Here is a 26,494-nt window from a genome sequence, read left to right as displayed (position 1 = left end):
CGATCCGATATGCCTTGGTAGCCAGCGCTCTCGTCCTCAGCCCCACTGTAAGTTTGCGGTTGGTCTGAAGCCTTTTCTGACGATAATATCTCTGCCAACGCTTTGGCAAATCAGGGGATGGGCAGGATCGACATGAAGAAATTCTTGGAGGGCTCGGACTATTCGCGTCGACAAATTCTTGCAGGCGCAGCAGGAGCCACGCTGACGCTGCCGGGAGCATCGGCGCTGGCGCAGGAAGCTGTCGGACAACCCCTGCTGGGCGATCCGACGCTGCCGGAAGTACCGGGTGAGAGGATGCGCTGGGCGATCGTGGGCCTCGGAACATTCGCCGTGGGGCAGGTCATTCCAGGTTTCGCGGACGCCAGGCAATCGCGCATGACGGCCTTCGTCTCGGGCAATCCCGAGAAGGCGCAGAACCTCGGTGCGCGCTACGGAGTGTCGCAGTTCTACGACTATGACACCTACGATCGCATCGCCGACGATCCCGAAATCGATTGCGTCTACATCGTTCTGCCGGTCGGTCTGCACGCGGAATACACGATCCGCGCGCTCGAAGCCGGCAAGCATGTCCTCTGCGAAAAGCCGATGGCTTCGACCAGCGCCGAGTGCGAGGCCATGATCGCCGCCGCGAATGCCAACGGCCGGACGCTGGGCGTCGCCTACCGCGTGCATTTCGAACCCAACAACATCCATGCCCTGCAGCGAATTCGCAACGACGATCTGGGCACGATGCGCTTCGTCTCGGCCGATCACGGCTTCAATGCGAACCCCGATTGGCCACCGCACAAGTGGCGCCTGGAAAAGGAACTGGCTGGCGGCGGATCGATGTACGATATCGGGGTCTACGGCCTGAACACATCGCTGATGATGGTGCCCGACGACCTGCCTGTGGAAGTCTCGGCGCGCTATTCCACTCCGGCCGGGGATCCGCGCTTTACCGAGGTGGAGGGCGGCCTGGACTGGCGGGTGCACATGGCCAGCGGCATCACCATACAGGGTTCGTCATCCTATTGCTGGAGCCCCTACGTCTCGCGGCAGCGCTATTTCGGAAGCACGGCCTCGATCGAGATGAACCCGGCGACCACCTACTACGACAATCGTATCCGCTTCGAACCAGGCGGCGACGCACCGCGCGAGTATTCGGCAGGAAATGCGATCACGCAGTTCGCCGGGCAGCTCGATGGCTTCTCCGCCGCCGCACGGGCGGGACAGCCTCACCGCACGCCCGGAGAGATGGGACTGCGCGACATTCGCCTGATCGAAGCGATGTATCGCAGTGCAGACGCAGGCGGCGCGGTGGTTCCGCTGTGAAATCCGCGCTGCGGGCCGTCGTTGCTACAGCCCTTGCCGTCCTTTCCGCCCAACCGCTGGTGGCGCAGGACTCCGCTTCGGTGCATCGCGCAGAAAACGAACGGCTCGGCTACGGCGAATTGCGGCCAGGAGCGGACGGCAACGATCCCGATGCCCCGAACGCAGCGAACTTCGACGAGGACCGGGTCGGAAATCTGTCCGTGCCTTCGCTATTCCGCGACGACAATGGGGCTGCGGAGGGCTGGTCCGCGCGGCGGGCCGAACTGGCGCGCCTGATAGAGAACGAGTGGGTCGGACGCGTACCGGAAAGCGCGCGCGAGATCGAGATCGTCTGGACGAAGCAGGAAGTTGATGACGGCGACCAGTGGCTGGGACAGCTCATGCGTCCGGGATATCCGATGGGCCCCACCATCGACGCCCGGTTGAGCCTGCCCCCACAAGCGAGGCGGGCCGGCTCCCGTCCCGTGCCGGTCGTCATCGAATACAGCTACATCTGGCCCCCTGACTTCCGCTTTCCTGGCCCGCCCGCACCGAGCCTGCGTGAGGCGGCGCTGGCGCGTGGCTGGGGCCATGTCGCCTATCGGCCCACACTGCTGCAGGCCGACGATACCGCCCTCCTCTCGCAAGGTCTGATCGGCATGACAGCATGGCCACGCGGGGAGCACGACTGGGGCGCGCTGCGCGCCTGGGCGTGGGGGGCAAGCCGGTTGCGGGAGGCTCTGGCCGCAGACCCGCTCATCGACGGATCACGCATAGTCCTGGCGGGCCATTCCCGCTTTGGCAAAGCGGTTCTGGTGGCGGCCGCCTTCGATCATGAATTTGCCGACGCCCTCGTATCAAGCAGCGGCGCAGGCGGCGCAAAGCTGATGCGCCGAGACTTCGGGGAAAGGCTGGAGAACATGGCCGATCCCTATGCCTCGGTCTGGTATGCACCCCGCATCAAGCACTATGCGGGCAACGCATCCCTGGAGCAGTGGCCCGTCGATGCGCACATGCTGATAGCGCTGCGCGCGCCCCGTCCCTTGCTGATCTCGACCGGAACGGTTGCGCAGGGAGACGGCTGGACCGACCCGGCGGGCCAGTGGCAGGCGACGTTGCTGGCCCGGGCTGCATGGAGAGCTACGGGTGCCGACACCTTTCCCGACGAAGCCCGACCGCAGCCGGGCCACGGTCCGCTCGAAACGCCCCTGGCCTTCTACCAGCATGCGGAGGGTCACGTGATGTGGCCCGCATTCGAGGCGCTCTTCAATCACACGGAGCGATTTACCCGCTAGCGAGCGATGTCACCGGTGTGGAACGCAAGACAGCCGGCTGCATGCGCGGGACCAGGAAGTGAATGATTACGAAAGCGATCGTGTAGCCAAGACCGGCATAGATGACGATCGGCACGTAGGACCCGGTCAGCTCAAGCGTCCAGCCCGTCGCCTGGGCGATCAGGATACCACCCACGGCGCCGGCAGCTCCTCCCATCCCGGCAATCGTCGCCACCGCCCGGCGCGGATACATGTCGGCAATCATCGTGAAGATGTTCGAACTGAAGGCCTGGTGCGCCGCCGTACCCAGCCCGATCAGCAGGACCGCCATCCACGGCTCCGGCACGCTGGCGACGGTCACCATCGGCAGCGCCATCAGGGCCGCGATGAACAAGGTGGTCTTGCGCGCGCGGTTGATGGTCCATCCCCGGTTGACGAGGTGCGAGGACAGCCAGCCGCCTGCGATGGAGCCGATGTCGGCAAGAAGGTACACGCCGATCAGCGCCGGGCCGATGGTGGCGAGAATCCCGCTGTCGCCGGTGGGAAACAGCTCCATGCCCTGCGTCCTGGCGAGGAAATCCGGCAGCCAGAACAGAAACAGGTACCAGACCGGATCGGTAAAGAACTTTCCGCAGATGAAGAACCAGGCCTGGCGCTGGCGGATCGCATCCTTCCAGCCTAGCGGTTCGCCGGCAGGATCTTCGCCATCCTGTTCGATCCACTGGCGCTCGTCTGGTGTCAGGGCCTGATGATCGTTCGGCTGACGAAAGAAACGCAGCCATGCCCACAGGACGATGAAGCCCAAGAGGCCGGTGACGAGAAACGCGGCGCGCCAACCGTAGAGCCCGGCGATGCCAATGGCGATGATCGGCGTCAGCAATACGCCGACGTTGGCCCCGGCATTGAGAATGCCCACGCCCAGGGCCCGCTCGCGCTTGGGAAACCATTCGGCCACGGACTTGACCGCACCGGGATAGGCGGCGCTCTCGGCAATACCCAGGGCGATCCGGGCAAGGATGAACGCCAGCACGCTGCGCGCTGCCGCGTGGAAACAGGCAGCAAGGCTCCACAGGCCGATCGCGATGGCGATCCCCTTGCGCGTTCCCACCCGGTCCAGCCAGCGGCCCACCACCAGCAAGCCAATGCCGTAGCTGGCCTGGAATGCCGTTACGATGTTGCCGTAATCGACCTCGGACCAGCCCATCTCGTCCTCGATCACGGGCTTGAGCACGCCGATGATCTGGCGATCGATATAGTTGATGGTGATGACGAAGAAGAGCAGCGCGCAGATGCCCCAGCGATACTTGCCCAGCGGCCTGCTATGCCCGGCTGCCGTTGGCGCAGCGCCGGTCATGCCGCGCCTGCGCGATACTGACAGGTTCCCATTTCCCTCTCCCTGTTAGCGCTACCATATGCAGCTTGCGACGTCCCCGCAAGCACCGGCGTTTGACCTCAGTGTTCGCGGGTCTCGGCAGCGGCGCGAATGCGCTCGCGAAGCAGACGTCCGCTCTCGGTAAGGTCGTCCGACGTCCAGCCCGATACGGGGGTGCCTGGCCGCAGCGCAGCGCTGCTTTCATCGCGGTCGCCGATCGACCAGGCCATCCAGGAAATGTCGTTGGCCTCGGCCCACTCCCACCATGCTTCGCTGGAGGCGTAGTCGATCGGCCCGTTCCCGGTCGCCTCGACCACCCCGAACTCGGTGATCATCAGCGGCAGCCCCGCCTGCCGGGCTTCCTCGGCGCGCTCGCGCAAGTCCTCGCCATGCGTCGCGGCGTAGTAGTGGAGCGTGTAGACGATGTTCTCGCCACCCAGGGGATCGCGCGCAGCGATGTCCACGTCCTGGCTCCAGCTGGGGGAACCGACCACGATCAGGTTGTCGGGATCGATGGCGCGGATCGCGGCGATGATGCGTTCGTGGTAGGGTCTCACATCCCGCGACCAGTCCACGCCGTCTCGCAGGGGTTCGTTGAAGGGTTCGTAAATCAGGTTGGGCAAATGACCGTAACGCCGCGCGATCTCGGTCAGAAAGCGCTCGGCCTGATCGGGACTGGCAGTGTGCGCGTGCCAGTCGACGACGACGTAGAGCCCGTTGGCCGCCGCCGCCTCGATCACGCGGGAGGCCTTCGCCATTTCGCGGTCGTATTCGGTGAGCGCGCTGTCCTCACCCTGAGCCGCAATGGCGGCCCGCACGATGTCTACTTTCCAGTCTTCCGCCAGCCAGTCGACCGTTTCGCGCGTGTAGTATTGCGGAGCCCATTGCGACCAGAAAAGGCTCATCCCGCGCAGCGTGACGGGCTCGCCGTGCTCGCCCACGATCTTGTTGCCCTCGGTTTCCAAGGCGCCGTGCCGCGCGACAGGACTGTTGGCGGGCGCAGCGACCTCGGCTGTCGCGCCGGCCTGATCGGGCAGTGTGGTACAGGCCACCGGCTCGCCAAACGCGATGAGCGCCAGTGCTGCGAATGTGGTTCTCATCGGCAATCCTTCTCCGGTGCATGGGCGACGACACCATGATTGTCTGCAGATGGGTGCGGGGCCGTCATCGGGTCTGCGAGACGGTGCCGATGGCGGCGGGCGCGATCGAGCCACGCGCCTCCCCCTCGATGAAGAGCGTCCCGCTCGCGCGAATATCGTCCGACGCGCTGCCGACCATGATGTCGATGCGGCCGGGCTCGATCACCCATTCCCCGCCCTGCCCACAGAGCGCGAACTGGTCCGCCCGCAAGCGGAAGGACACCCGCCGGGTTTCACCTGCGGGGATCGCAATGCGCTCGAACCCGCGCAATTGCATGACCGGACGCGACACGCTGGCAACGGGGTCGCGAATGTAGAGTTGCACGACTTCGTCTCCGTCGCGCTCTCCTGAATTGGTAACGTCGACCGAAATCGCGGTGATGCCGCCGTCCGCGGCGATGCGGTCGTCTTCGATTGTCAGCTCGCCATAGGTGAAATCTGTATAGCTGAGGCCGTGTCCGAAGGCGTAGAGCGGCGTTATCGGCTGATCCATGTAGCGGGCCGTATCCCGCGAGAGATCGGGGTCCGCTGGCCTGCCGCTCGGCAGGTGATCGTAATTCACGGGCACCTGTCCCGTCGCCCGGGGGAAACTCGCGGGGAGCTTACCGCCCGGATTGTTCTCGCCGAACAGCGTGGCCGTGATGGCGGGCCCCGCCTCGATCCCCAGGAGCCAGGTGTGCAGCACAGCGTCGGCGCGCTCGGCAATTTCGGGGATGGCCAGAGGCCGCCCGCCCATCAGCACGACGACGAGGGGCTTGCCCGTATCGGCCAGGGCGTCGAACAGCTCTTGCTGCCGACCGGGCAGTTCCAGCGAGGCACGGCTGCGCGCCTCGCCCGACCAGTCGTAGTCTTCGCCAAGAGCCAGTATCACGAGATCGGCCGATTGCGCCGCCTCGACGGCGGCCGGAATGCCCGACGCATCGTCGGAGCGGGTATCGACGCCAGGTTCGTAGACCAGGTCGGCATCTCGCGCTGCCAGGGCCGTGCGCAAGGTCACCACGTCTTCCTCCCGCCCCTGCGCCCGCCACGATCCCAGTTGCGACAAGGGATCGTCAGCAAGAGCGCCTATCAGTGCGATGCGCCCGGCAGATTGCGCCAGCGGCAGGATTCCGGTCTCGTTCTTCAGCAGGACGATCGATCGTTCGGCGATCTCGCGCGCGGCCTGGCGATGATCGGCGGAGAGGATCGTGCGCGCCTCTCGCTGGGCGTCGTGATAGATGAAAGGATCGTCGAACAGGCCGAGATCGCGCTTCGCGACGAGGATACGCCCCACGGCCTGATCCAGTAGCGGCATCAAGGTAGGGTCCGCCTCGATCGCCTGCTTCAGGTCCTGCGCATAGACATCGCTGACCATGTCCATGTCCACGCTCGCCTGCAGAGCGAGGCGTGCGGCGTCCTCCCGCGAGGCCGCGACGCCGTGGGCCTGAAGTTCCTCGACCGCCCGCCAGTCCGACAGCAGCAAGCCTTCCCAGCCCCACTCCTCGCGCAGCATCGTGCGCAGCAGGTCGGCATTGCCGGTGGTTGGCACGCCGTCGAGAGCGTTGAAGGCCGTCATGAAGCTGGCGGTTCCAGCTTCCACGGCGGCGTGGAACGGCGGCAGATAGACTTCGCGCAATGTCCGCTCGCCAATAGCCGCGCCGGCATAGTCGCGGCCGCCTTCCGCCGCTCCGTAGGCGCCGAAATGCTTGGTACCGGCGATAATCGTATCGGGTGCCGTCAGGTCGTTGCCCTGAAAGCCGCGCACCTGCGCCTCTGCCATCCGGCTGCCGAGATAGGGGTCTTCGCCCGCACCCTCGACCACCCTTCCCCAGTGCGGATCGCGCGCCACATCCACCATCGGGGCGAAGGTCCAGTGCAAGCCCGCAGCGCTCGCTTCGCGCGCGGCGATGCGGGCGTGGCGTTCCAGATCGGCGGGATCCCAGCTGGCGGCCATGGCCAGCGGCACGGGGAAGATCGTCCGATACCCGTGCACCACGTCCATCGAGAAGAGCAGCGGTATACCCAGCCGGCTTTCCTCGACTGCAACGCGCTGCAATTCGCGCAACGGCTCGGCCCCGGCGACGTGCAGGTAGGAACCGACCTCCCCCCGTCGCACACGCTCGAGCTCCTCCGGCCCGAGACGCGAGTTGAGTGACTTGGAACGCCCGCCCATGCGCTGGACCAGCTGACCAATCTTCTCGTCAAGGGTCATCCGGGCGATCAGCGCGTCGATGTCGGTGGTCGCTTCGCCATCGGAAGGCGAGCTTCGCTCAATATCCTGGGCCGCAAGCTGAGCCGGACTCGCCACCCCGGCTGCCAGACCCGCGATTGCCGCAGCTGCTGATAGCGCTATCACCCGCATGAACATCTCTCTCCGCCGTTCGATCTCCGGTTCGAGCCGGGACCCTTTTGAGCAGGGTGATAGGAAGCAAAAGCGTCGTAAACAAGCTTTTCGAGTCAACTTGCACTTGTCTGGAAAGGTCGATGCCGCAATAAGGCTGTCCCAACTGAACTAGAAAAAGATAGCGCTCACATTTGGGAACATTGGCGCTGCAGTGGGTGGGGAAGACTATGATCAGCACGACCAAGTTGTTGTCCGGCGTGGCAGCGCTGCTTCTTTCGGCCTGTGCCTATCCGGGCGCTGACACCGGACAGAGCCCTCCCTCCAGGCCGCTGGCGACAAGCGATGCGGGCGTGGCCGATCCGTCCATCTGGCCCGAATACGATTACCCCGTCGTCGTCCCGGCGCAGGATCGCGCCATGATTGCCGGACTGCTTTCGCGGATGACGCTGGAGGAAAAGATCGGGCAACTGGTGCAGGCGGACCTGTGCTGCGTCACGCCCGAGGACGTGCAGACCTACAATCTCGGGTCGATCCTCGTCGGCGGAAACAGCGGCCCCAATGGAAACGACCTGGCCCCGGCGCCCGAATGGCTCGCAGCGGCAGACGAATTCTACCGGCATTCTGTCGATACCAGCGACGGCGGGGTGGGAATTCCCATCATCTGGGGGACGGACGCTGTCCACGGCCACAGCAACATCATCGGCGCCACCATCTTCCCCCATAACATCGGGCTGGGCGCCATGCGCGATGCGGCGTTGGTCGAACGCATCGGCGCGGCGACAGCACGCGAAATCCGCGTGACGGGGCAGGAGTGGACCTTCGCGCCCACGGTGGCGGTGCCGCAGGACTTCAGGTGGGGGCGTTCCTACGAGGGTTATTCCTCCGACCCCGAACTCGTCGCGTCCTACGTGGGGGCCATGGTGCGCGGCCTGCAGGGCCCGCCCAGCAACCAGAACCTGCTGGAGGGGCCTTACGTCATTGCCTCGACCAAGCATTTTCTTGCCGATGGCGGCACCGACAACGGCGTGGATCAGGGCGACAGTTCCATCAGCGAAGAGGAACTGCGCGATATTCACGGCCTGCCCTATGGCCCCGCGATAGCGGAGGGCGTGGCCACGGTGATGATCAGCTTTTCCAGCTGGGAAGGCGTGAAGATGACTGGCAACCGGTCGCTGGTTACCGACGTGCTGAAGGATCGCTTCGACTTCAGCGGCTTAGTGGTATCCGACTGGAACGCGCACGGGCAGGTGGCCGGGTGCACGAACGAAAGCTGCCCGCAGGCCCTGATGGCCGGTATCGACATGTACATGGCGCCCGATACCTGGCGCGCCGTCTACGACGATCTGCTGGCGCGTGCTCAGAGCGGTGAAATCCCGATGTCACGCATTGACGAGGCAGTAACGCGCATACTCGAGGTGAAGGCCCGGCTCGGCATCTTCGACGCAGGCGCCCCTTCGACAAGGCCGCTGGCGGGACAATACGATCTGCTGGGAGCCGACGAGCATCGCGCCATCGCCCGCGAAGCGGTGCGCAAGTCGCTGGTGATGCTGCGCAACGATGGCGTGCTGCCGCTGGCACCCGGCGGCCGGTTGCTGGTCGCAGGAGAGGGTGCGGACGATATCGCCCGGCAGTCCGGTGGATGGACGCTGAGCTGGCAGGGCACCGGTATCGACAACTCCCATTTTCCCGGTGCGACCTCGATCTGGAGCGGCCTTCGCGAGGCGGTGGAAGCGGGCGGCGGCACTGCCGAGCTTTCGCCCGATGGAAGTTTCTCGCAGCGCCCCGACGCGGCTGTCGTCGTCTTCGGTGAACAGCCATACGCGGAATTCCAGGGCGACCGCGCGACGCTGGCGCTGGATACGGAATTGACCGGCCCTTACGCAACCATGCGCGAGTTGCAGTCGCAGGGCATTCCCGTGGTCGCGCTGATGATCACCGGTCGCCCGCTCTACGTGAACCCCGCGCTCAACAACTCGGATGCATTCGTGGTCGCCTGGCTGCCCGGCAGCGAGGGCCGCGGCATTGCCGATGTGCTTGTCGCGAACCCCGACGGTTCGGCGCGGTTCGACTTCACCGGCAAGCTGCCTGCCGACTGGCCACGGACAGCCGACATGGCGGACGGAGCCCTGTTCGACCTTGGATACGGTCTCACCTACGACAGCCCGCCGTCCGCTTGGCAAGACCTTCCCGAAATCGATCTTGGCGACGCGGCCGGAGACAGCAGGATCTGGTTCAGCGCCGGGGCTCCCGCGCCCCGCTGGTCGCTGCTCGTCAACGGCGGCAACGCCAACGCGCAGACGCGCATCACGACCGTGCCCGCCGAAGCGCTGGAAGGCCGTGTGGCAATCTCGGCGGAGAACTTCGGCGTGCAGGAAGGCGCTCGCCGGTTCACGATCGAGGATGGCACCGCCAGTGTTTCCCTGCGCAACTTCGATGCGCTGAACATCGACCGCGAGACCAACGCAGACGTCATGCTGCTGGTGACCCTGAAGGTCTGGGACTCGCCCGACAGCGCGATGCTGGGAGCCATCGGGCCGGACAGCGAGGGCTTCACCGAGGTCGCGCTGCCTGCCAGCGAAGCGTGGGTGCGCTACGGCGTTCCCCTGCGCTGCCTGCGTGAACATGGGGCCAGCGTCGAGCAGCTTACCGAACCGTTCGTCCTGAGGACGACGGGGTCGGCAGACTATGCCATCGGCGAAGTGCGGCTGGGTACCGATGCAGAAGTGACGCTTCCGTGTTCGTGATCGATCGGATTTGCTGTTAGTACCTCGTGGCATGAGCCCGGTCGAGGAAATTGCCGCCACCGATCCCGAGAGCTTCGATCGCGATATCAGGCCGCTCTACAAGCCTGTCGTGATACGCGGCGCGGTTGCCGACTGGCCTCTCATCGAGGCCGGCAAGGAATCGGCGGCCCAGGCAATGTCCTACCTCACCGGTCTCGACAACGGCGCACCCACCGACCTGATGATCGCCCCTCCTTCCGAGAAGGGGCGGTTCTTCTACTCCGCCGACCTGCGCGGCTTCAATTTCCAGCGCCAGAAGGCGAGCCTGTCCCAGCTCGCCCAGCACCTGCTGGAAATCAGCGAAATGCCCCATCCGATCGGGATCTATGCCGGGGCCGCCGCGACACAGGCTCACCTGCCCCGGTTCGATAGCGAACACCGCTTCCCGCTCGTTTCGCGGCAGATGAACCCGGTCACTCGCGTGTGGCTGGGAAATGCAACGCAGGTCGCAACGCACTTCGACCTGTCGGACAACTTCGCCGTCGTCGCCCTGGGCAAGCGGCGCTTCACGCTCTTTCCGCCGGAGGCGACCCCGAACCTCTATGTCGGCCCCCTGGACATGACGCTTGCCGGCCAGCCGGTCAGCATGGTCGATCCCGTCTCACCCGATCTCGAGCGCTACCCGCGCTTTTCAGAGGCCCAGCGCCTTGGCCAGGTTGCAGACCTCGAACCCGGCGATGCGATCTACATTCCCACGCTGTGGTGGCATCATGTCCAGGCCAGCGATCCGATCAGCGTTCTCGTCAACTACTGGCACAACGACGCGAGGCACGGAGGGGGTTTCCTGGCGCTCGTCCACGCGATCCTTGCCATCCGCGACCACCCACCGGGGCAACGCGAAGCGTGGCGTTCGTGGTTCGATCATTTCGTCTTCGATGAATCTGCGCCCGAAGCCGCGCAACATCTGCCGCCCCACGCCCGCACGGTGACCGGTCCGCCTTCACCGCAGCGCGACGAAATGATCCGCCGCTTCATCTTGCAGGTTCTTGCAGGACAGTAACCGGCCCGTTTCGAAACGGACGGTTTGCCCGAGATTTGGCTTCATGGTAGCGCTACCGAAGAGACTGTCAAAGGCGGTCGGCAAAGGGAGATGTTCCGATGAAGCGCACCTTATTTCTGGGTATCAGCCTGCTGTCACTTCCGGCTCTGGGAATGGCCCAGTCGACGCCAGCCGTTCCGGCGACTACCGCATCGGCCTCGGCATCGGGGCTGCCGGTCGGAACCTGCGTCAACATGGGCAACATGCTCGAAGCAAACCAGGAAAGCAGTTGGGGAGGCGCGCCAATCGCGGCGGAAGACTTCACCCGGATCAGCGAAGCGGGTTTCGATACCGTTCGCCTTCCCGTTCGCTGGCACAACAAGACCCTGCAGGAAGCGCCCTGGACCGTCGATCCCGCCTGGATGGACCGGGTTCAGGAAGTGGTCGACCAAGCCTTGGCAGCCGACCTCAATGTCATCCTCAACAGTCACCATTTCGACCCCATCCACGAGGACCCGCTCGCCGTGGCCGAATGGCATGGAGCAGTCTGGCGGCAGATTGCCGAGCGGTTCGAGGGGTATCCGGAAGACAGCCTCTGGTTCGAGCTGGAGAACGAGCCGCACAACAATTTCGATCATTCGAACCTGCTGCAAACCCTCGATCCTGCGCTCGAAGCGGTGAGAGCCAGCCATCCGACACGCCCTGTCATCATCGGGGGCGAGAACTGGAGCGGCATCGATTCGCTCGCGACCCTTCCGCTACCCAGCGATCAGAATATCTATCCCACCTTCCACTATTACGATCCTTTCGCTTTCACCCATCAGGGCGCCAGTTGGACAGAGCCCGACGTTCCGCCGCCGGGACGCGAATTTCCGACGGCGAAAGATCGCCAACGATTGGCCGCGGACGTGGACAAGGTGCGCAGCTACATCGAACGCACCGGCCTCGTTCCCTTCATGGGTGAAACCGGTGCCTACGACCTGCATATCTCGACCGAGGATCGCGCCACCTATCACCGGACGGTGCGGGAAGCCTTTGAGCCCACCGGCATCGGCATTTGCGTCTGGGGCTATGCCAATACGTTCCCGTTCTGGGATCGGGAAGAAGGCGAATGGCTGCCGGGAATGCGCGCAGCCATCGGTCTGCCGGAATAGTCGGTACGCGGGTGAAGGCGAGCGTTTCTAGCGCTCGCCCGCCACCGCGTAAGGGCCGACGACGAGGCCCGTGAACAGGCCCGCGTGGATGGAGGCGAGAGGTTCGACGTCGACGGCGGGAAACTCGTTCCAGGTTTCACCGGCGGCGCGCCAGGCTGGCACCGCACTGCCCCCGCGCAGGGTCAGGCGAAGCTCGGCGGCATCGTGCGGCCAGGCTGCCTCGTGGAGGACTTCGCCAAGTTCACTGTCGTCCGGGTCCTTGCGCATGCGAACCACGACCTGCGCCCCCTCCGCCGCGCGTTCCAGCCCGATTGTCAGGAAATGCCCTTCATCCATGAAGGCGAGCAATCCCGCGAAGTCTCCGATACGTTCGCCCTCGAAATCGACCGAGGTGGTGATCTGCGCCGAATGGTGCCGCATCCTGCGCCCGATGAACGCGGGGCGCGACAGGCTTCCCGCCGCAGCCTCGCCCGGGACGAGCCGCATCGCGCCCGTCTCTATGTCGTGCAGGATCTGCGAACGCTCGCCGGGGCTGCGGAGCGTGATCCATTCGGGCGAAAGCGCGATGGCATCGAAGTCGTCGCGCCAGTTGTCCCATTCCTCCCCGTCGAACGCAGGAAGGTCTGGCCGCCGGGTGACGAGCGGAACCGGCTCGCCGCGCTCCAGGAAGAACGGCCAGCCATCCTGCCATTGCACCGGCAGCAGGAACGTCTCCCGGCCGAGCAGTGTCGACTGGCCAGCGAATGGCCGCGTCGCCAGGAACAGTCCCCACCAGTTGCCGTCGTCCAGCTGCACCATGTCCGCGTGGCCGGTTGCCTCGACCCGGTCGGGCCTGTCAGCAGGCAGATCGCGCTGGGTGAGGATAGGATTGATCGGGCCCGGCTCGTATGGTCCATCGATTTTGCGCGACCGATAGATCGTCTGGGAATGCTGGTCCGCCGTGCCGCCCTCGGCCGCCAGCAGGTAATACCAGCCGTCGATCTTGTAGATATGCGGTCCTTCGGCCCAGACAGGCTGCTGCGAAAGGTCCACGCCCCCGTTCACCAGCAATGTGCGCTCGGGCAACATCTTCATCGCTTCGGGATCGAATTCCTGCAGCCACAGGGCACGATGTCCCTCGTAAAGGGGCTCTCCCGGCGGCGCGTCGTTGTAGACTATCCAGGCCCGGCCATCCTCGAAGTAGAGCGAGGGATCGATGCCGCCGAAATCCAGCCAGGCGGGGTCGCTCCATTCCCCGTCGGCACGGTCGGCGGTGATGACGAAATTGCCGCCGCAATCGATGCAGGTGTTCGCAATCCAGAAGCGTCCGTCATGGTGGGTGATGGCCGGGGCGAAGAGGCCGCGGTTGGTGCCCAAGCCCGAGAAATCCATCTGATCGCGCCTGTTGATGGCATTGCCCACGAGCTGCCAGTCCACCAGATTGCGGCTGTGGAAGATCGGCAGGCCGGGCCACCAGCTGAACGTCGATGTCACGGCATAGAAATCGTCGCCGACGCGGACGATCGACGGGTCCGGATGAAAGCCCGGCAACACGGGGTTCCGATAATGATCCGCTTCCGCCTCAGGCGCCGGGTCGAGGGCGGCGTATTCGACGAAATCGAAATCCGCGCTCGTTTGTGCAGACGCCGGCAAGCCAGGCAATACGGCGGCAAGCAGAAATGCCGCGCTGGTGGTGATTCGACCCATGTTTCTCCCTTTCAGTGGGCGGGATTTTGTCCTTGCCCCCCTTCTCGCTCCTTCCTATGGTAGCGCTCCCAATTGGGAGGGCAAGAGCCGAAAATGGCCGTAGATTTGGTATCGATACTCGCCGAGGATTTCATGGAAGGCCAATTCCTGGGGCGCGCCAGTTCGCCCGAGGGACCGGTGGTCATTGCCATTGTGGAAGGCAAGCTGTTCGACCTCACCAGTGAGGTCGCCTCGGTCTCCACGGCGGTCGCACGGCGGCAGTTTGCCGGGGGCCGATTGATTGGCGAGGTCGCCGACGGCCTGCCCGAGGGCTGGGAGTTGCTCAGCCCGATCGATCTTCAATGCATCAAGGCAAGCGGCGTGACCTTCGCCCTTTCCGCCATTGAGCGGGTGATCGAGGAGCGTGCGCGGGGGGACGCGGCAGAGGCTGCACAAATCCGTTCCCAGCTCGAAGAGAAGGTCGGATCGGGCATCCGGTCCGTCGTTCCCGGCAGCGCGGACGCGCAGGAACTGAAGGCGGCGCTGATTGCCGAGGACATGTGGTCGCAATATCTGGAAGTGGCAATCGGCCCCGACGCGGAGATTTTTTCCAAGTCGCCTGTCCTGTCGTCAGTCGGGCACGGCGCCCCCATCGGCGTGCGCTCGGATTCGCAATGGAACAACCCCGAACCCGAGGTGGTGCTGGTCTGCGATCCACAAGGCGAGGTCGTTGGCGCGGCGCTGGGCAACGATGTCAATCTGCGCGACTTCGAAGGGCGTTCAGCGCTGCTTCTGTCGAAGGCGAAGGACAATACCGCGTCTTGCGCAATCGGCCCGTTCATCCGCCTATTCGACGACACCTTCACCATCGACGACGTGCGCAAGGCCAATGTCGATCTGCTGATCGAGGGACCGGAGGGTTACCGGCTGGAGGGCACGAACATCATGGCGGAGATTAGCCGAGATCCGCTGGAACTGGTGCGCCAGTGCCTTTCAGAACACCATTATCCGGACGGCTTCGTCCTCTTTTGCGGAACGCTGTTTGCTCCGACGCAGGATCGCGACCAGCCGGGAGCCGGCTTCACCCACAAGGTGGGCGACGTGGTCACGATCAGGTCGGACCGGATCGGCACGCTGGCCAACCCGGTCACCACGTCACGCGACGCCCCGCCCTGGACCATGGGCATCACCGAATTCGTGCGCAATCTGACATCGCGCGGTCTGATCGACCGGGTCTGATGCGCATCACACGCCGGCGAGAGACAAGACAACAATGAAAATCACAGGGAAATGAGCCGGATGGCGCAGGAAATTCTGGCAACGGAGCGGCAGGCCGCCGTCTATCCGAGCCTGGTCGACAAGAGGGTAATCATCAGCGGCGGCGGATCGGGGATCGGTGCGGGGCTGGTGGAAGGATTTGCCCGCCAGGGCGCGCGCGTCGCTTTTGTCGACGTGCAGGACGACGCGAGCCGGGCCGTAGTCGATGGCCTTGAAGGCGCTCGGCACGAACCGCTCTTCATCAAGTGCGATGTCACCGATTGCGATGCCTATGGCAGGGCGATCGCGACCATGATCGATGAGCTGGGTGGCTGCGAAGTCCTGATCAACAACGCTGCCAATGACGACCGTCATGAAATTGCGGATGTGACATCCGACTATTGGGACGACCGTATGGCGGTCAATCTCAAGCACCAGTTCTTCGCCGCGAAGGCCGTCGTGCCAGCCATGCGCGACGCCGGCGGCGGCTCCATCATCAATCTCGGCTCGATCAGTTGGCATCTGGGGCTGGAAGACCTCACCATATACCAGACCGCCAAGGCGGCGATCGAGGGACTGACGCGCAGCCTCGCCCGCGAACTGGGGCGCCAGAACATAAGGGTGAACACGATCATTCCCGGCAACGTCCAGACGCCGCGCCAGATGAAATGGTATTCACCCGAAGGCGAAGCGGAGATCGTCGCGGCACAGTGCCTCGACGGACGCATCCAGCCGGTCGACATTGCCGCGATGGCGCTGTTTCTCGCTTCCGACGACGCGCGTTTCTGCACCGCGCACAATTACTGGGTGGACGCAGGATGGAGATAAGGGCCGAGGTCAAACGTGCGCTCGATGCGCAAAGCCTGCTTGGCGAAGGCGTTCTGTGGGACCCAGTTCGGCAGGTCGTCTGGTTCGTGGACATCAAGCGGCACAGGCTGTGGCACTACGATCCCGAAACGGGGAGCAACTCATTTGCGGAAGCTCCCGGTCAGATCGGCTGGGCGATCCCGGCCGAAGGGGGATCGCTGTTGTGCGGCCTTCAGGATGGGCTGTACGTGTTCGATCCGGAGGACAAGTCCTTCGCGAAATTGATGGATGTGCCTGGAGAACCCAGTGGCAACCGGTTGAACGATGCCTGCGCCGACCCCTGGGGGCGCGTATGGTTCGGTTCCATGGACGACAGCGAGGGCGCTGCATCCGGCCGCTTCTACGTCTTCGACCGCGGCGAGATCAGGCCGGCAGGGCCGAACGGGATCACGATCACCAACGGGCCCGCAGTCGATGCCTCGGGATCGCGCATCTACTTCACCGACACGACAGCCCAGCGCATTTTCGTCGCCGATCTTTCTAGCAGCGGCGTGGGCGAGGCGCGTCCTTTCGCGGATACCGGCGCACTCTTTCCCGATGCCTATCCCGATGGCCCGGTGGTCGACGCGGAAGATCATTTGTGGACCGGCCTCTATCTCGGCAGCAAGGTGGCGCGGTTCTCGCCCGATGGCGAGCTTGTCGCCACTATCGAAATGCCGGCGCGCGACATCACCAAGATGGCGTTCGGGGGCAGCGATCTCGGCACCGGCTATGTCACCACGGCGACCAAGAACATGGAGCCTGCCGACATGGAACAATATCCACTCGCGGGCGGACTCCTGACCTTCGAGGCGCCCGTGCGGGGCTTTGCCCAGCCGCTCGCAAAACTCGGATGAAGCACCGCCCTTCCCTCGCCCTTGCAGGTGCCCTGCTTCTCCTGGCCGGGCCTGCGTGGGCGGCACCGGAAGCAGGCCCTGCCTATGGGGGCGGCATGGTCCTGCAACGCGGCGAGCCGATAGCGATTGCAGGTACGGCACAGCCCGGTGAGACAGTCGAAGGTACGCTTGGCGAAGAGACTGCCACGGCGACAGCCGATCAGGACGGCAGCTTCACCCTCTTCTTCTCTCCCCGGGAGGCCAGCAGCAGGAGCATGTCGCTGACACTGGAGGATTCCAGCGGCGAGTCCACCTACACGGATCTGCTGATCGGGGATGTCTACCTGTGCTCGGGCCAGTCGAACATGGAACTCCCGGTCACGCGCGCGCTCGATACCGCCAATCAGCTGAGGCTCGCGCCCGACGACGGAATCCGCTTGCTGAACGTGCCCAAGGATACCGCAGCGACGCCGCAGGCACAGTTCGCCGAACCGGTCGAATGGGTGGCAGCGACCAGCGAGACCGTGGCGGACTTTTCCGCCGCATGCTTCTTCATGGCAAAGCAGTTGCGCGAGGACCGACCCGAAGTGCCCGTCGGACTGATCCATTCGAACTGGGGCGGCAGCGCCGCGCGCGCATGGCTTTCACCCGGCGGCGTGCGCGAGATGCACGGCGAGGAAGCGCTTTCCCAGCTCATGCTCTACGAGCGCGATCCCCTTGCCGCGGCGCAATCCTTCGTGCCGCAGTGGTTTGCATGGTGGCGCGAGAACGATGAGGGGCGCGAGCCCTGGACCGATAGCGCCATGCTCGATTGGCAGCCCATTCCGCAATTCTCGTTCTGGAATGAATGGGAAGGCACAGGCCTCGATACGCAGCCGGTGGCCAATGTGTGGCTACGCCAGACCTTTGAGCTGACGCCGGAACAGGCCGCTGCCGAAGGATCGCTGGCCATTGGGGCGATCGACGATCTCGACCTGACCTGGGTCAACGGCCATCCAGTCGGCTACACCTTCGGCTGGGGGGTCGAGCGAACCTACCGAGTTCCGGCAGACTATCTTCGCGCCGGCGAGAACGAAGTGCTGATCGCCGCCAACAACGCCTGGGATACGGGCGGATTTTTCGCCGGACCCGAGCGCCTCTTCTTCTCTCCCGGCGCAGGCGAGCCGATCCCGCTTGGCGCGGACTGGGAATACGCCATCGGCGCCGTCCAGGGCACGCCTCCGCGCGCGCCCTGGGATGCCAACGCGGGCCTCGGCGTCATGCACAATGCCATGATTGCCCCGCTGGGGCCGATGCGGCTTGCCGGGGTGGCCTGGTATCAGGGCGAGAGCGATGTGGGCCAGCCCGATTACGATGCCAAGCTACGCGAATTATTCGCCGGCTGGCGGCGGCAGTTCGGCGAGCAGGCGCGAATGATCGTCGTGCAGCTGGCGGACTACGGCGAACGGCAAAGCGAGCCGGTGGAATCCGGGTGGGCGCAACTGCGACAGGAACAGCTCGACGCCGTCGTGGCAGACGAGAACGCCGCCCTGGTGACGGCGATCGATATCGGCGAACCTTCCGACATTCACCCCGCCAATAAGAACGTTCTGGGCACACGCCTCGCCCTGGCGGCGGAGGGCGCGGCCATGCCGATGCCGGAAAGCGCGACGCGGGAAAGCGACATGATTGTCGTGCGATTCACCGGTATCGAAGGCGATCTTCGCGCGTTCGGCGGGCCCGTCCCCCTCGGCGTCGAAACGTGCGGGTCTTCCCAAGACAGTTGCCACTGGGCTGACGCCGCCGTCACAGGATCGACCTTGATCTTGAAGGCTCCTGCCGACCAGCAGGTAACGCGCATCCGACATGCCTGGTCCGATGCGCCGATCGTGAATGTCTACGATCAGCGCGAGCTGCCGCTTCCCGGCTTCGAACTCGAGGTTACCGACTGATGTTCACCCGCCGCACCATCCTTGCAGGGTGCGCGGGTTTGACGGCAGCAACAATGCTGACAGGCTGCGTTACGGCCAGAGCCCCGCAGGAGTTCGTCAGGCGCGAGGGCGTATCTCTCACGCGGGGCGGCGCGGCCTACCGGATCGTCGGCGCCAACATGTGGTACGCCGCCTGGCTTGGCGCCGATGCAGAGTTCGGCAACCGCGCACGGCTTGGCCGCGAGCTCGACCGTCTGCAGAGCCTCGGGGTCAACAACTTGCGGATCATGGCCTCTGGCGAGGAGGGTCCGCTCAGGAATTCCATCAAGCCGGGATTCACGCGGCTTGACGGCTCGCCCAATCCCCTTCTGTTCGAGGGGCTGGACCATGCCATGGCCGAAATCGCCGCCCGCGGAATGACGGCGGTACTGGTCCTGTCGAATTTCTGGGAATGGTCCGGTGGGCTCCAGACCCTGCTGTGGCGCGCGACGGACGACTATATCGACATGGGCGATCCAGCCCACCCGTGGCCCGCTTTCGCCGATGCGACTGCGGCCTTCTATGCCAACGAAAATGCGGTCGCCGCTTATCACGAGCATCTGCAACGCGTTGTCGGGCGGACCAACTCGGTGACCGGCGTTCGCTACGCCAGCGACCCTGCGATCATGAGCTGGCAACTGGCCAACGAGCCACGCCCCGGCGGCAGCGATGCAGCGATCGCGCGATACGGGGATGCCTATCAGGCGTGGATCGACGAGACTGGCGCGCTGATCCGCAGCCTCGACGGCAATCACCTCGTCTCGCTGGGACAAGAAGGGACGCAGGCAACCAACGGCGCGCTGGATCTGGTGCTGCGCGCGCACCGGAACATGGACTATCTCACCGCGCATATATGGCCGCTCAACTGGGGCTGGGTCGAAGGTGACGACCTGCGTGGCACATGGCCGGGCGCCGCGCGGAACACGGCCGATTACCTCGATACACATGCCGCCCTGGCGCGCGAGATGGACAAGCCTCTGCTGGTGGAAGAGTTCGGCTTTCCGCGCGATCGGGAGAGCTACGCCCCCTCTGCCTCGACCGAATTTCGCAGACGCTTCTATCGCCTGATTTACGATGCGGTGGAACGCAGCTGGGCTGACGGGGGGCCGATAGCGGGCAGCAATTTCTGGGCTTGGAACGGCGAAGCCCGCGCCGCCCATGCCGACGCGGCATTTCGCGACGGAGACCTCGCCTACATGGGCGACCCCCCGCACGAACCGCAGGGCTGGTACGGCAACTTCGACAGCGATGACACAATGCTCGCACTGATCCGCGCGCACGCTCGGGCGGGCGGATTAGCCTGACCCTCCGATTGCGGTCAGGTCGGCCCGCTACATCGGCTCGTCCCGGGTGCGCCTCATGGGCACGCGCACCGTTCCGAAGGTGGCAGCCCGCCAGATCCATTCCAGCGGCCCATAGCGCATGGAGCGATACCAGACGGTCGCCAGAAGGATCTGCAGACCGAAGAAGGCCAGCCCGGCGAAGACCGCCTGTGCCGAGCTGATTTCGTTCCAGTAGCCCAGTCCGAAGCCGTAGAAGATCGGCACCATCACGAGGGATTGCCCGAGGTAGAGGGTAAGCGTCATGCGGCCGGGCAACACGAACCATCGCAGAAGCGCTTTAAGGGGCTGCCACAGCAGCACGAAGGCGCAGACCTGGAAGGCCCCCAGGGTCAGCGCCAGCCAGCTGTCGAGCGCCCAGATCATCGCCTGCGCCTGCATTGGCGCGCCCCCTTCTTCAGGACTCGGCGGAACCAAGGCGTTGCCAAACCCCGCAAGCACCAGCCAGACAAGACCCGACGCGACCAGGGCCGCGATCCATCGGGACTGCTTCTCTCGAACTTGCGTGAAAACGCCCGCACGCTGCAGGACCATGCCGAGGATGAAAAGGCCGGCGATCTGACCCAGGCGACCGGTCGAGAGGTAGAACGACCATTTGGCCGCCATCCCTACGCCTGCATTCACCGCCAGAACCTGCGCCAGGCTACCTTCGGCAAGGATCTGCAGGCCGGTGTCCGAAAAGAACAGCGGCGGTTGCTGCATTGCGTGAACGCCCGCACCCGCAAGGATTGCCTGTATTATCAGGGGAATCTGCAGAAAAAACAGCGCAGCTGCGGCCAGGAGCAGGCGTTGATTGCGCACCCGGTCGAAAGGGATCAGCAGCAACCCCGCAATGGCTAGGACCTGGAGAATATCGCCGCGATACAGCAGCGCGTGGAGAGTCCCGATGGCGAAAAGGAGTATGAGGCGCCAGGCAAAGCGCGCGGTGAAGTCGATCCCCTGATCCCGGCGTCTGGCCATGATGGTGGAGAAGCTGAAGCCGAACAGCAGGGCGAAGATGGCGAAGCTCTTGCCCGCAAAGATCGCGAAGACGGCGTCGAACCACTGATCGGGTCGTGGCTCCACCCAGTAGAGTTCGAACCGTTCGACCATGTGCACCATGAGGAGGCCGAACAGGGCAAAGCCGCGCAGCGCGTCGACAAGTTCGATACGCTCTTTCGTTTCGATTGTCTCGCTACCCACGCCGCCCCCTCTCCCGCGGCAGGCCCGCGCTGCCGATCAGTGGTTGTGCCGCGGCAGCTTTCTCGCGGTTCCGCGGTACTTCACGGCGAAATCCATCACTCCGCCCTCGCCAAGCTGGCCGGTGTTCTTGCGGAACAGCTCTTCCCAGGGGGTATTGTGCTCCGGCACGGACGGTATGCTTTCCTCCGCCCGCCGCCGCTCGATCTCGGCCTCGTCGACCAGCGCATTGCAGGTGCCTTGGTTCAGGTCGACGCGAATGGTGTCGCCCGTGCGCAGCCATGACAGTCCGCCGCCCACGGCGCTCTCCGGCGATACGTTGAGGATCGAGGGGCTGTCGCTGGTGCCCGACTGCCTGCCGTCGCCAAGGGTCGGCAACCAGGCCGTACCCGCGCGGATCAGCGCGTCGGGTGGCTGCATGTTCACCACCTCCGCGCTGCCGGGCCAGCCGATCACGCCCGATGCCCGGATAACGAGGATGCAATCCTGGTCGATCTCGAGCGAAGGATCGTTGATGCGATGATGGTAGTCGTCCGATCCGTCGAAGACGATCGCGCGCGCTTCGAAAATCCCTTTCTGGCCGGGCTTCGAGAGGTAGCGGCGCCGGAAATCCTCGGAAATTACCGAGGTCTTGAGGATGCCGAAATCGAACAGGTTGCCCGAGAGGACAAGGAAACCGGCCTTGTCCTTAAGCGGGTCGGCAAAGGGCCGTATCATCTCACGGTCGGGGCTCTCGCGTCCGGTGAGGTTCTCCTCCATCGACCGGCCTGTGCAGGTCAGGCAGTCGGCATGAAGGACACCGGCCTGCAGCAATTCCCACATGGCCGCCGGTACGCCGCCGGCGCGGTGAAACCTCTCGCCCAGGTATTTCCCGGCGGGCTGCATGTTCACCAGCAGCGGAAGGTCGTAGCCATGCTCCTGCCAGACGGATGTTGGAAGCTCCACTCCGGCGTGCGCCGCCATGGCCTGGATATGCGGCTGCGCATTCGAGGAACCGCCGATCACGCTGACCGTAGCGACCGCGTTCAGGAAAGCCTCTCTGGTCAGAATGTCGGACGGCTTCAGGTCTTCGCGCACCATCTCGACGATGCGTTGCCCCGTGCGATAGGCATACTGTCCCCGCTCGCGATAGGGCGCGGGAATTGCCGCGCAGCCCGTCAGGCTGAGACCCAGCGCCTCGGCCACCGCGTTCATCGTGCTGGCCGTGCCCATCGAGTTGCAGTGGCCCGCGCTCGGCGCGCTGGAGGTGGCGCGGCGAAGGAATTCCTCTTCGTCTATCTCGCCCGCGGCCAGCTTGCGGCGGCTGCGCCAGATCACCGTGCCGCTGCCGACCAGTTCCCCCTCGTGCCACCCATCCAGCATCGGGCCGCCGCTGAGGACGATGGCAGGAATATCAACCGTGCTGGCCGCCATGATCTGGCTGGGCGTGGTCTTGTCACACCCGGTGGTGAGCACCACACCGTCGAGGGGATAGCCGTTGAGCAGTTCGACAAGCCCGAGGTAGAGGAGATTGCGGTCGAGCGCCGCAGTCGGCCTGCGGCAGTTCTCGAAGATCGGATGGACCGGAAATTCGATGGGGACGCCGCCCGCGTCACGGATCCCGTCTCGCGTCCGCTTGGCGAGCTCCACATGGATGCGATTGCAGGGCGACAGGTCGCTGCCCGACTGGGCGATGCCGATGATCGGCTTGCCGCTCCGCAATTCCTCCGGAGTGATGCCGTAGTTCATGAACCGCTCGAGATAGAGCGCGGTCATGTCCATCCGCTCGGCATTATCGAACCAGTCGCGCGAACGAAGCTTTTTGGGCTTGCTGCCTTCGCTCACTTCTTCGGCTCTCGATAAAACTTCGCAAGGCTCGGTCCTGCTTCGGAGCCCCGGCGGATCAATTCATAAGGCAGCATCACGTGTTCAGGGCCCTGGCGCTCTCCCTGGCGCTGCATTCGCGCCAGCTTCGCGATCATCTTCACGGCCTTTGCGGTCATCTCGCGGATCGGCTGCCGGATCGTCGTGAGCTCCGGCCAGATCGAACTTGCCATGTCGGTATCGTCGAAACCGCAGACGGTAATGTCGCTGGGCACATCCAGATGCCGACGATGCGCCATCGCCACCGTGGCAGCGGCCATGTCGTCGTTCGATGCGAAGATCGCCGTCGGTTGCGGATCGAGGGCCAGAAGCTTCTCGGCCGCGACCATGCCCGAACGGTAGGTAAACTGGCCCTGCGCCACCAGTCCATCGGCGACCTCCAGCCCGGCGTCTTCCATCGCCGCGCGATAGCCGTTCAGACGCCTGCCACTGGCCACCTGTTCCGGATTGCCGATGATGAAGCCGATCCTCTCGTGCCCAAGCTCGATGATATGGCGCGTCATGTCGTAGGCCGCCTGATACTCATCGATCATCACGGCACCATGCGAACCGCTGGCCTTGCCCGGCCCCACCGCGATGGCGATACCGCCCGCGCCGGTGATGAGATCGAGCACTTCCTGATCGTCGCACAGGGGCGGCGGGAGGATGAAACCCGTGATGCCGCCTTCGATCATCTTGCCCACCAGCAGCGCATTGTCCGGCGCGTTCTCGCAGCTCTGCACTTCGAGGTGGATATCGCTGCGCGACGCCTCTTCCAGCGCGCCCATCAGGAACTCGCTGAGGTAGGAGGAAGACGGGTTGTCGAACATCAGCGCGATGCGCAGCTGCTCACCGCCCGCCAGCGAGCGTGCCGCGCGGTTGGGCGAGTAATTGAGCTTGTGCACCGCTTCCAGGACCTGCTCGCGCGTTTCCTCGCGGACGTTGCCTTCGCCGTTGATGACGCGGCTGACGGTCATCGGCGAACACCGGGCCTCGCGCGCGACATCCGCGATGGTGGGCGCGGTATTGCCCCTGCGCGCTCCGCGCCTGCGCCCGGGCTTTCTGGTCTTCGGTCCGTCCATGGCTTTGGTCATAGACCCGCTGCCTGTTTCGCTACAAGCCGTCTCATTGCCCCGGTGCCTCGGGGAAGGTCAGGCTTCGATAGTGTTCGAGATCGCGTTCCGGAGGGCGTGATCCCACCGGAAGCGGCAAGCCATTGAGCGATTGCCAGTAGGCGATGGAAGCATCGCGCCACCAGCGGGCCTCGCGCATCTGGATGGCCAGGTTCTCGGAAACGGCACGGTAGCGCTCCTCGTCGACGAAAGGAGCAAGGTCCTCCCAGGTCTCCGCCATCTCTCCCACTTCGGCCACGCCGAGGTCATAGCGATGGACCAGTTCATCCCACAGCGGGCGTCCTCTGCGGGTCCGGTGGTCCCACGGCAGGTGGTGGAACCACAACAGGTACCGTTCATCCATTGTCGCCGGATCGGACCACTGCGAGGCCACCTCCTGATCGTACTGCGCCAGCGCGTTCGATCCGGTGGCGGTCCTGTCGAACCCGATCCCCTGGGCATCGGCACGATGATAGTAGCATGGATTCCATTCCGGCCGCGCCAGATCGCAGACCCATGGGCCGGGACCATAGTGATGCCCCGTGTCCATCAGGTGCGCCAGTCCCATCGGGGTCATGTAACGTGCCACGGTCTCGCGACTGCCAAGCATCATCGGCACGACTTCAGAAAGGAATGGCTCGTCCCGCGTGAATGTCTGGGCGGCCCATTCTCGCGCTATTGCTTCGCTGGAGAGCGAGGGATCCCAGGCAAGCCGGCCGAAAGCGTACCAGTTGGCCTGGTCGAAATCGCTGCCACTCCAGTTGCGATCCGATCCGGTGTTTGCCACGCCCGCCATTCCGGCGGGCGCGACCACCTCTGCCACCGTGCCGCCTCGCGCGGTCTCGGCGCTCAGGGTCTCGGTCCACATCGGGGCGAGAAACGCCAGATGGCTCGCAAAACCAAGGTATTCCTTGGTAATCTGCACTTCCAGCATCAGCCTCGTCTGCGGCATGGCGCCGAACATGGGATGAAACGGCTCGCGTGGCTGAAAATCGATCGGGCCGTTCTTCACCTGCACGATCACGTTTTCGGCGAACTCGCCGTCGAGCGGCACGAATTCCTCGAACGCCTGCCGTGCCCGGTCCGTCTCGTCCTCGGCGGAATAGACGAAGGCGCGCCAGATCACCGTGCCGCGGTCGCCGATGGCCGCGGCGAGCATGTTGGCCCCCTCGGCATGAGTGCGGCCATAGTCCTGCGGGCCGGGTTGCCCCTCGCTGTTCGCTTTCACAAGGAAACCGCCGAAATCCGGAATGGCCGCATAGATTTCGTCTGCCTTGTCATGCCACCACTGGCGAACGGCCGGATCCAGCGGATCGGCGGTATCGAGCCCGCCAACATCGCGCGGGGCGCTGAAGCGGGCCGAGAGGTAGACCCGGATGCCATAGGGACGCCAGGCATCGGCCAGCCGCTGCAACTTAGCGATATAGCGTGGTTCGAGCATGAAGGCGCGGGCGTTCACGTTGTTCACCACCGCGCCGTTGATGCCGATGGAGGCATTGGCCCGGGCATAATCGATCATTCGCGGGTCGAGCCGCTCGGGCAGATGCCACCAGTCGAAAATCGAGCGTCCGGCATAACCACGCTCGACATGGCCATCAGGGTTGTCCCAGTGGTTCAGCAGCCTCAGCGGCATGGCGGGGGCCGACCGAATGTCGATCGTGGCGGGATCGACGCCCAACGAGAGTTCACGCAGCAATGCGTAAGAGCCGTAGAGACACCCCACCGGTTCGCCCGCCCGAATCTCGATCCGGTCCTCGGCAGCCCGCACGGCGAAGGCGCCGTCCCGGCCGACAGAACCATCCTCGCAGTGGAAGAGGAAGCTGGCGCCCTGCCCGTCGGCATCCGGGACCGCTTCACGCCCCTCCCCGCGCAGCTGACCGAAGCCTCTCAGCAGTTCTTCCATCGCTACGCGCGTGGTCGGGTGGTCGGCATCCGAAAGCGCCCGGGCAGTGGCATCCCACCCGGCCAGACGGGACTGCGCGTCCCCTGCCAGGGGTGCATATCGAAGCCAGAGATCATAACCGTCCTCGGCCCTTGCAGGCGATGCTGCAAGGGCGACAAGGCCCGATACCGCAACGATATTGACAAGCTTCCTCACCCACATCATGGTAGCGCTACCACAAGATACTCGCCAGTCAAGCGCGAGCCGGAGAG

The 26,494-nt window shown here is 64.6% G+C and carries 18 protein-coding genes; 10 read left to right on the top strand and 8 right to left on the bottom strand.

Features of this window, described 5'->3' with window-relative positions; all coding sequences use genetic code 11:
• Positions 1 to 132: 132 nt before the first annotated feature.
• Entirely contained in the window at positions 133 to 1,311 is a 1,179-nt protein-coding gene (locus AAA989_RS11045; RefSeq protein WP_338243528.1) for a Gfo/Idh/MocA family protein, read from the top strand.
• The gene (locus AAA989_RS11040) at positions 1,308 to 2,585 is read left to right on the top strand and encodes an alpha/beta hydrolase family protein (protein WP_338243526.1); all 1,278 of its coding nucleotides are present in this window, start codon (positions 1,308 to 1,310) and stop codon (positions 2,583 to 2,585) included. The genes AAA989_RS11045 and AAA989_RS11040 overlap by 4 nt, the downstream gene beginning before the upstream one ends.
• On the opposite strand, the gene AAA989_RS11035 is transcribed toward AAA989_RS11040, so the two are convergent.
• The 3 genes from AAA989_RS11035 to AAA989_RS11025 all read right to left on the bottom strand — a co-directional run bounded on the left by AAA989_RS11035 (position 2,575) and on the right by AAA989_RS11025 (position 7,416).
• Positions 2,575 to 3,918: an MFS transporter gene (locus AAA989_RS11035; RefSeq protein WP_338243524.1), complete on the bottom strand. Its 1,344-nt coding sequence runs from the start codon at positions 3,916 to 3,918 to the stop codon at positions 2,575 to 2,577. The two genes, AAA989_RS11040 and AAA989_RS11035, sit on opposite strands and share 11 nt — an antisense overlap.
• A 98-nt stretch (positions 3,919 to 4,016) precedes the next feature.
• Positions 4,017 to 5,036, bottom strand: coding sequence for a glycoside hydrolase family 5 protein (locus AAA989_RS11030; RefSeq protein ID WP_338243523.1), 1,020 nt, complete (start codon positions 5,034 to 5,036; stop codon positions 4,017 to 4,019).
• Positions 5,037 to 5,100: 64 nt separating this feature from the next.
• Complete coding sequence (locus AAA989_RS11025; RefSeq protein ID WP_338243520.1) at positions 5,101 to 7,416, bottom strand: glycoside hydrolase family 3 N-terminal domain-containing protein; 2,316 nt, start codon at positions 7,414 to 7,416, stop codon at positions 5,101 to 5,103.
• A 209-nt stretch (positions 7,417 to 7,625) separates the two neighbouring features.
• On the opposite strand from AAA989_RS11025, the gene AAA989_RS11020 reads away from it, so the two are divergent.
• The 3 genes from AAA989_RS11020 (at position 7,626) to AAA989_RS11010 (ending at position 12,314) form a co-directional block, all read left to right on the top strand.
• Positions 7,626 to 10,142, top strand: a complete 2,517-nt coding sequence (locus AAA989_RS11020; RefSeq protein ID WP_338243518.1) for a glycoside hydrolase family 3 protein — start codon at positions 7,626 to 7,628, stop codon at positions 10,140 to 10,142.
• Positions 10,143 to 10,173: 31 nt separating this feature from the next.
• On the top strand, positions 10,174 to 11,181 hold the full coding sequence (locus tag AAA989_RS11015) for a cupin-like domain-containing protein (protein WP_338243516.1): 1,008 nt from the start codon (positions 10,174 to 10,176) through the stop codon (positions 11,179 to 11,181).
• Positions 11,182 to 11,279: 98 nt separating this feature from the next.
• Positions 11,280 to 12,314: a glycoside hydrolase family 5 protein gene (locus AAA989_RS11010; RefSeq protein WP_338243514.1), complete on the top strand. Its 1,035-nt coding sequence runs from the start codon at positions 11,280 to 11,282 to the stop codon at positions 12,312 to 12,314.
• A 27-nt stretch (positions 12,315 to 12,341) separates the two neighbouring features.
• Here the strand turns inward: AAA989_RS11010 and AAA989_RS11005 are convergent, their stop codons facing one another.
• The gene (locus AAA989_RS11005) at positions 12,342 to 14,000 is read right to left on the bottom strand and encodes a glycoside hydrolase family 43 protein (protein WP_338243512.1); all 1,659 of its coding nucleotides are present in this window, start codon (positions 13,998 to 14,000) and stop codon (positions 12,342 to 12,344) included.
• A 93-nt stretch (positions 14,001 to 14,093) separates the two neighbouring features.
• Here AAA989_RS11005 and AAA989_RS11000 point away from each other — a divergent pair, with 93 nt between their 5' ends.
• From AAA989_RS11000 to AAA989_RS10980, 5 genes are read left to right on the top strand one after another with little or no spacing between them, the layout of a single operon-like run.
• Positions 14,094 to 15,218: a fumarylacetoacetate hydrolase family protein gene (locus tag AAA989_RS11000; RefSeq protein ID WP_338243511.1), complete on the top strand. Its 1,125-nt coding sequence runs from the start codon at positions 14,094 to 14,096 to the stop codon at positions 15,216 to 15,218.
• Between the two features lie 60 nt (positions 15,219 to 15,278).
• Positions 15,279 to 16,064 (top strand): D-xylose 1-dehydrogenase, encoded by a 786-nt coding sequence (xylB, locus tag AAA989_RS10995; RefSeq protein ID WP_338243509.1) that lies wholly within the window; start codon positions 15,279 to 15,281, stop codon positions 16,062 to 16,064.
• Positions 16,055 to 16,939 (top strand): SMP-30/gluconolactonase/LRE family protein, encoded by an 885-nt coding sequence (locus tag AAA989_RS10990; protein ID WP_338243507.1) that lies wholly within the window; start codon positions 16,055 to 16,057, stop codon positions 16,937 to 16,939. Before xylB ends, AAA989_RS10990 begins: the two co-directional genes overlap by 10 nt.
• On the top strand, positions 16,936 to 18,849 hold the full coding sequence (locus tag AAA989_RS10985) for a sialate O-acetylesterase (RefSeq protein ID WP_338243505.1): 1,914 nt from the start codon (positions 16,936 to 16,938) through the stop codon (positions 18,847 to 18,849). Before AAA989_RS10990 ends, AAA989_RS10985 begins: the two co-directional genes overlap by 4 nt.
• Positions 18,850 to 18,887: 38 nt before the next feature.
• Positions 18,888 to 20,171, top strand: coding sequence for a glycoside hydrolase 5 family protein (locus AAA989_RS10980; protein WP_338243503.1), 1,284 nt, complete (start codon positions 18,888 to 18,890; stop codon positions 20,169 to 20,171).
• 27 nt (positions 20,172 to 20,198) lie between these two features.
• Here AAA989_RS10980 and AAA989_RS10975 read toward each other — a convergent pair whose 3' ends face one another.
• From AAA989_RS10975 to AAA989_RS10960, 4 genes are read right to left on the bottom strand one after another with little or no spacing between them, the layout of a single operon-like run.
• Positions 20,199 to 21,389 carry a DUF418 domain-containing protein gene (locus AAA989_RS10975; protein ID WP_338243502.1) on the bottom strand — a complete coding sequence of 397 codons (1,191 nt, stop codon included), beginning with the start codon at positions 21,387 to 21,389 and terminating at the stop codon, positions 20,199 to 20,201.
• A 36-nt stretch (positions 21,390 to 21,425) separates the two neighbouring features.
• On the bottom strand, positions 21,426 to 23,210 hold the full coding sequence (locus AAA989_RS10970; RefSeq protein WP_338243500.1) for an IlvD/Edd family dehydratase: 1,785 nt from the start codon (positions 23,208 to 23,210) through the stop codon (positions 21,426 to 21,428).
• Complete coding sequence (locus tag AAA989_RS10965; RefSeq protein ID WP_338243498.1) at positions 23,207 to 24,322, bottom strand: LacI family DNA-binding transcriptional regulator; 1,116 nt, start codon at positions 24,320 to 24,322, stop codon at positions 23,207 to 23,209. The genes AAA989_RS10970 and AAA989_RS10965 overlap by 4 nt, the downstream gene beginning before the upstream one ends.
• Before the next feature lie 31 nt (positions 24,323 to 24,353).
• On the bottom strand, positions 24,354 to 26,444 hold the full coding sequence (locus AAA989_RS10960; RefSeq protein WP_338243496.1) for an alpha-glucuronidase: 2,091 nt from the start codon (positions 26,442 to 26,444) through the stop codon (positions 24,354 to 24,356).
• Positions 26,445 to 26,494: the final 50 nt, after the last annotated feature.

The organism is Aurantiacibacter hainanensis, from assembly GCF_036321025.1.
Classification (GTDB): Bacteria; Pseudomonadota; Alphaproteobacteria; order Sphingomonadales; family Sphingomonadaceae; genus Alteraurantiacibacter; species Alteraurantiacibacter hainanensis.
Note: the sequence above shows the minus strand (reverse complement) of the source record. Positions and strands in the feature narration are given on the sequence as shown.

Excerpts from the sequence above, each read along its gene's own strand:
- AAA989_RS11020 (WP_338243518.1), top strand. The coding sequence starts at position 7,626 with ATGATCAGCACGACCAAGTTGTTGTCCGGCGTGGCAGCGCTGCTTCTT.
- AAA989_RS10985 (WP_338243505.1), top strand. The coding sequence starts at position 16,936 with ATGAAGCACCGCCCTTCCCTCGCCCTTGCAGGTGCCCTGCTTCTCCTG.
- AAA989_RS11010 (WP_338243514.1), top strand. The coding sequence starts at position 11,280 with ATGAAGCGCACCTTATTTCTGGGTATCAGCCTGCTGTCACTTCCGGCT.
- AAA989_RS11005 (WP_338243512.1), bottom strand. The coding sequence starts at position 14,000 with ATGGGTCGAATCACCACCAGCGCGGCATTTCTGCTTGCCGCCGTATTG.
- AAA989_RS11015 (WP_338243516.1), top strand. The coding sequence starts at position 10,174 with ATGAGCCCGGTCGAGGAAATTGCCGCCACCGATCCCGAGAGCTTCGAT.
- xylB (WP_338243509.1), top strand. The coding sequence starts at position 15,279 with ATGGCGCAGGAAATTCTGGCAACGGAGCGGCAGGCCGCCGTCTATCCG.
- AAA989_RS11045 (WP_338243528.1), top strand. The coding sequence starts at position 133 with ATGAAGAAATTCTTGGAGGGCTCGGACTATTCGCGTCGACAAATTCTT.
- AAA989_RS10965 (WP_338243498.1), bottom strand. The coding sequence starts at position 24,322 with ATGACCAAAGCCATGGACGGACCGAAGACCAGAAAGCCCGGGCGCAGG.
- AAA989_RS11035 (WP_338243524.1), bottom strand. The coding sequence starts at position 3,918 with ATGACCGGCGCTGCGCCAACGGCAGCCGGGCATAGCAGGCCGCTGGGC.
- AAA989_RS10990 (WP_338243507.1), top strand. The coding sequence starts at position 16,055 with ATGGAGATAAGGGCCGAGGTCAAACGTGCGCTCGATGCGCAAAGCCTG.
- AAA989_RS11025 (WP_338243520.1), bottom strand. The coding sequence starts at position 7,416 with ATGCGGGTGATAGCGCTATCAGCAGCTGCGGCAATCGCGGGTCTGGCA.
- AAA989_RS10960 (WP_338243496.1), bottom strand. The coding sequence starts at position 26,444 with ATGTGGGTGAGGAAGCTTGTCAATATCGTTGCGGTATCGGGCCTTGTC.
- AAA989_RS11030 (WP_338243523.1), bottom strand. The coding sequence starts at position 5,036 with ATGAGAACCACATTCGCAGCACTGGCGCTCATCGCGTTTGGCGAGCCG.
- AAA989_RS11000 (WP_338243511.1), top strand. The coding sequence starts at position 14,094 with ATGGCCGTAGATTTGGTATCGATACTCGCCGAGGATTTCATGGAAGGC.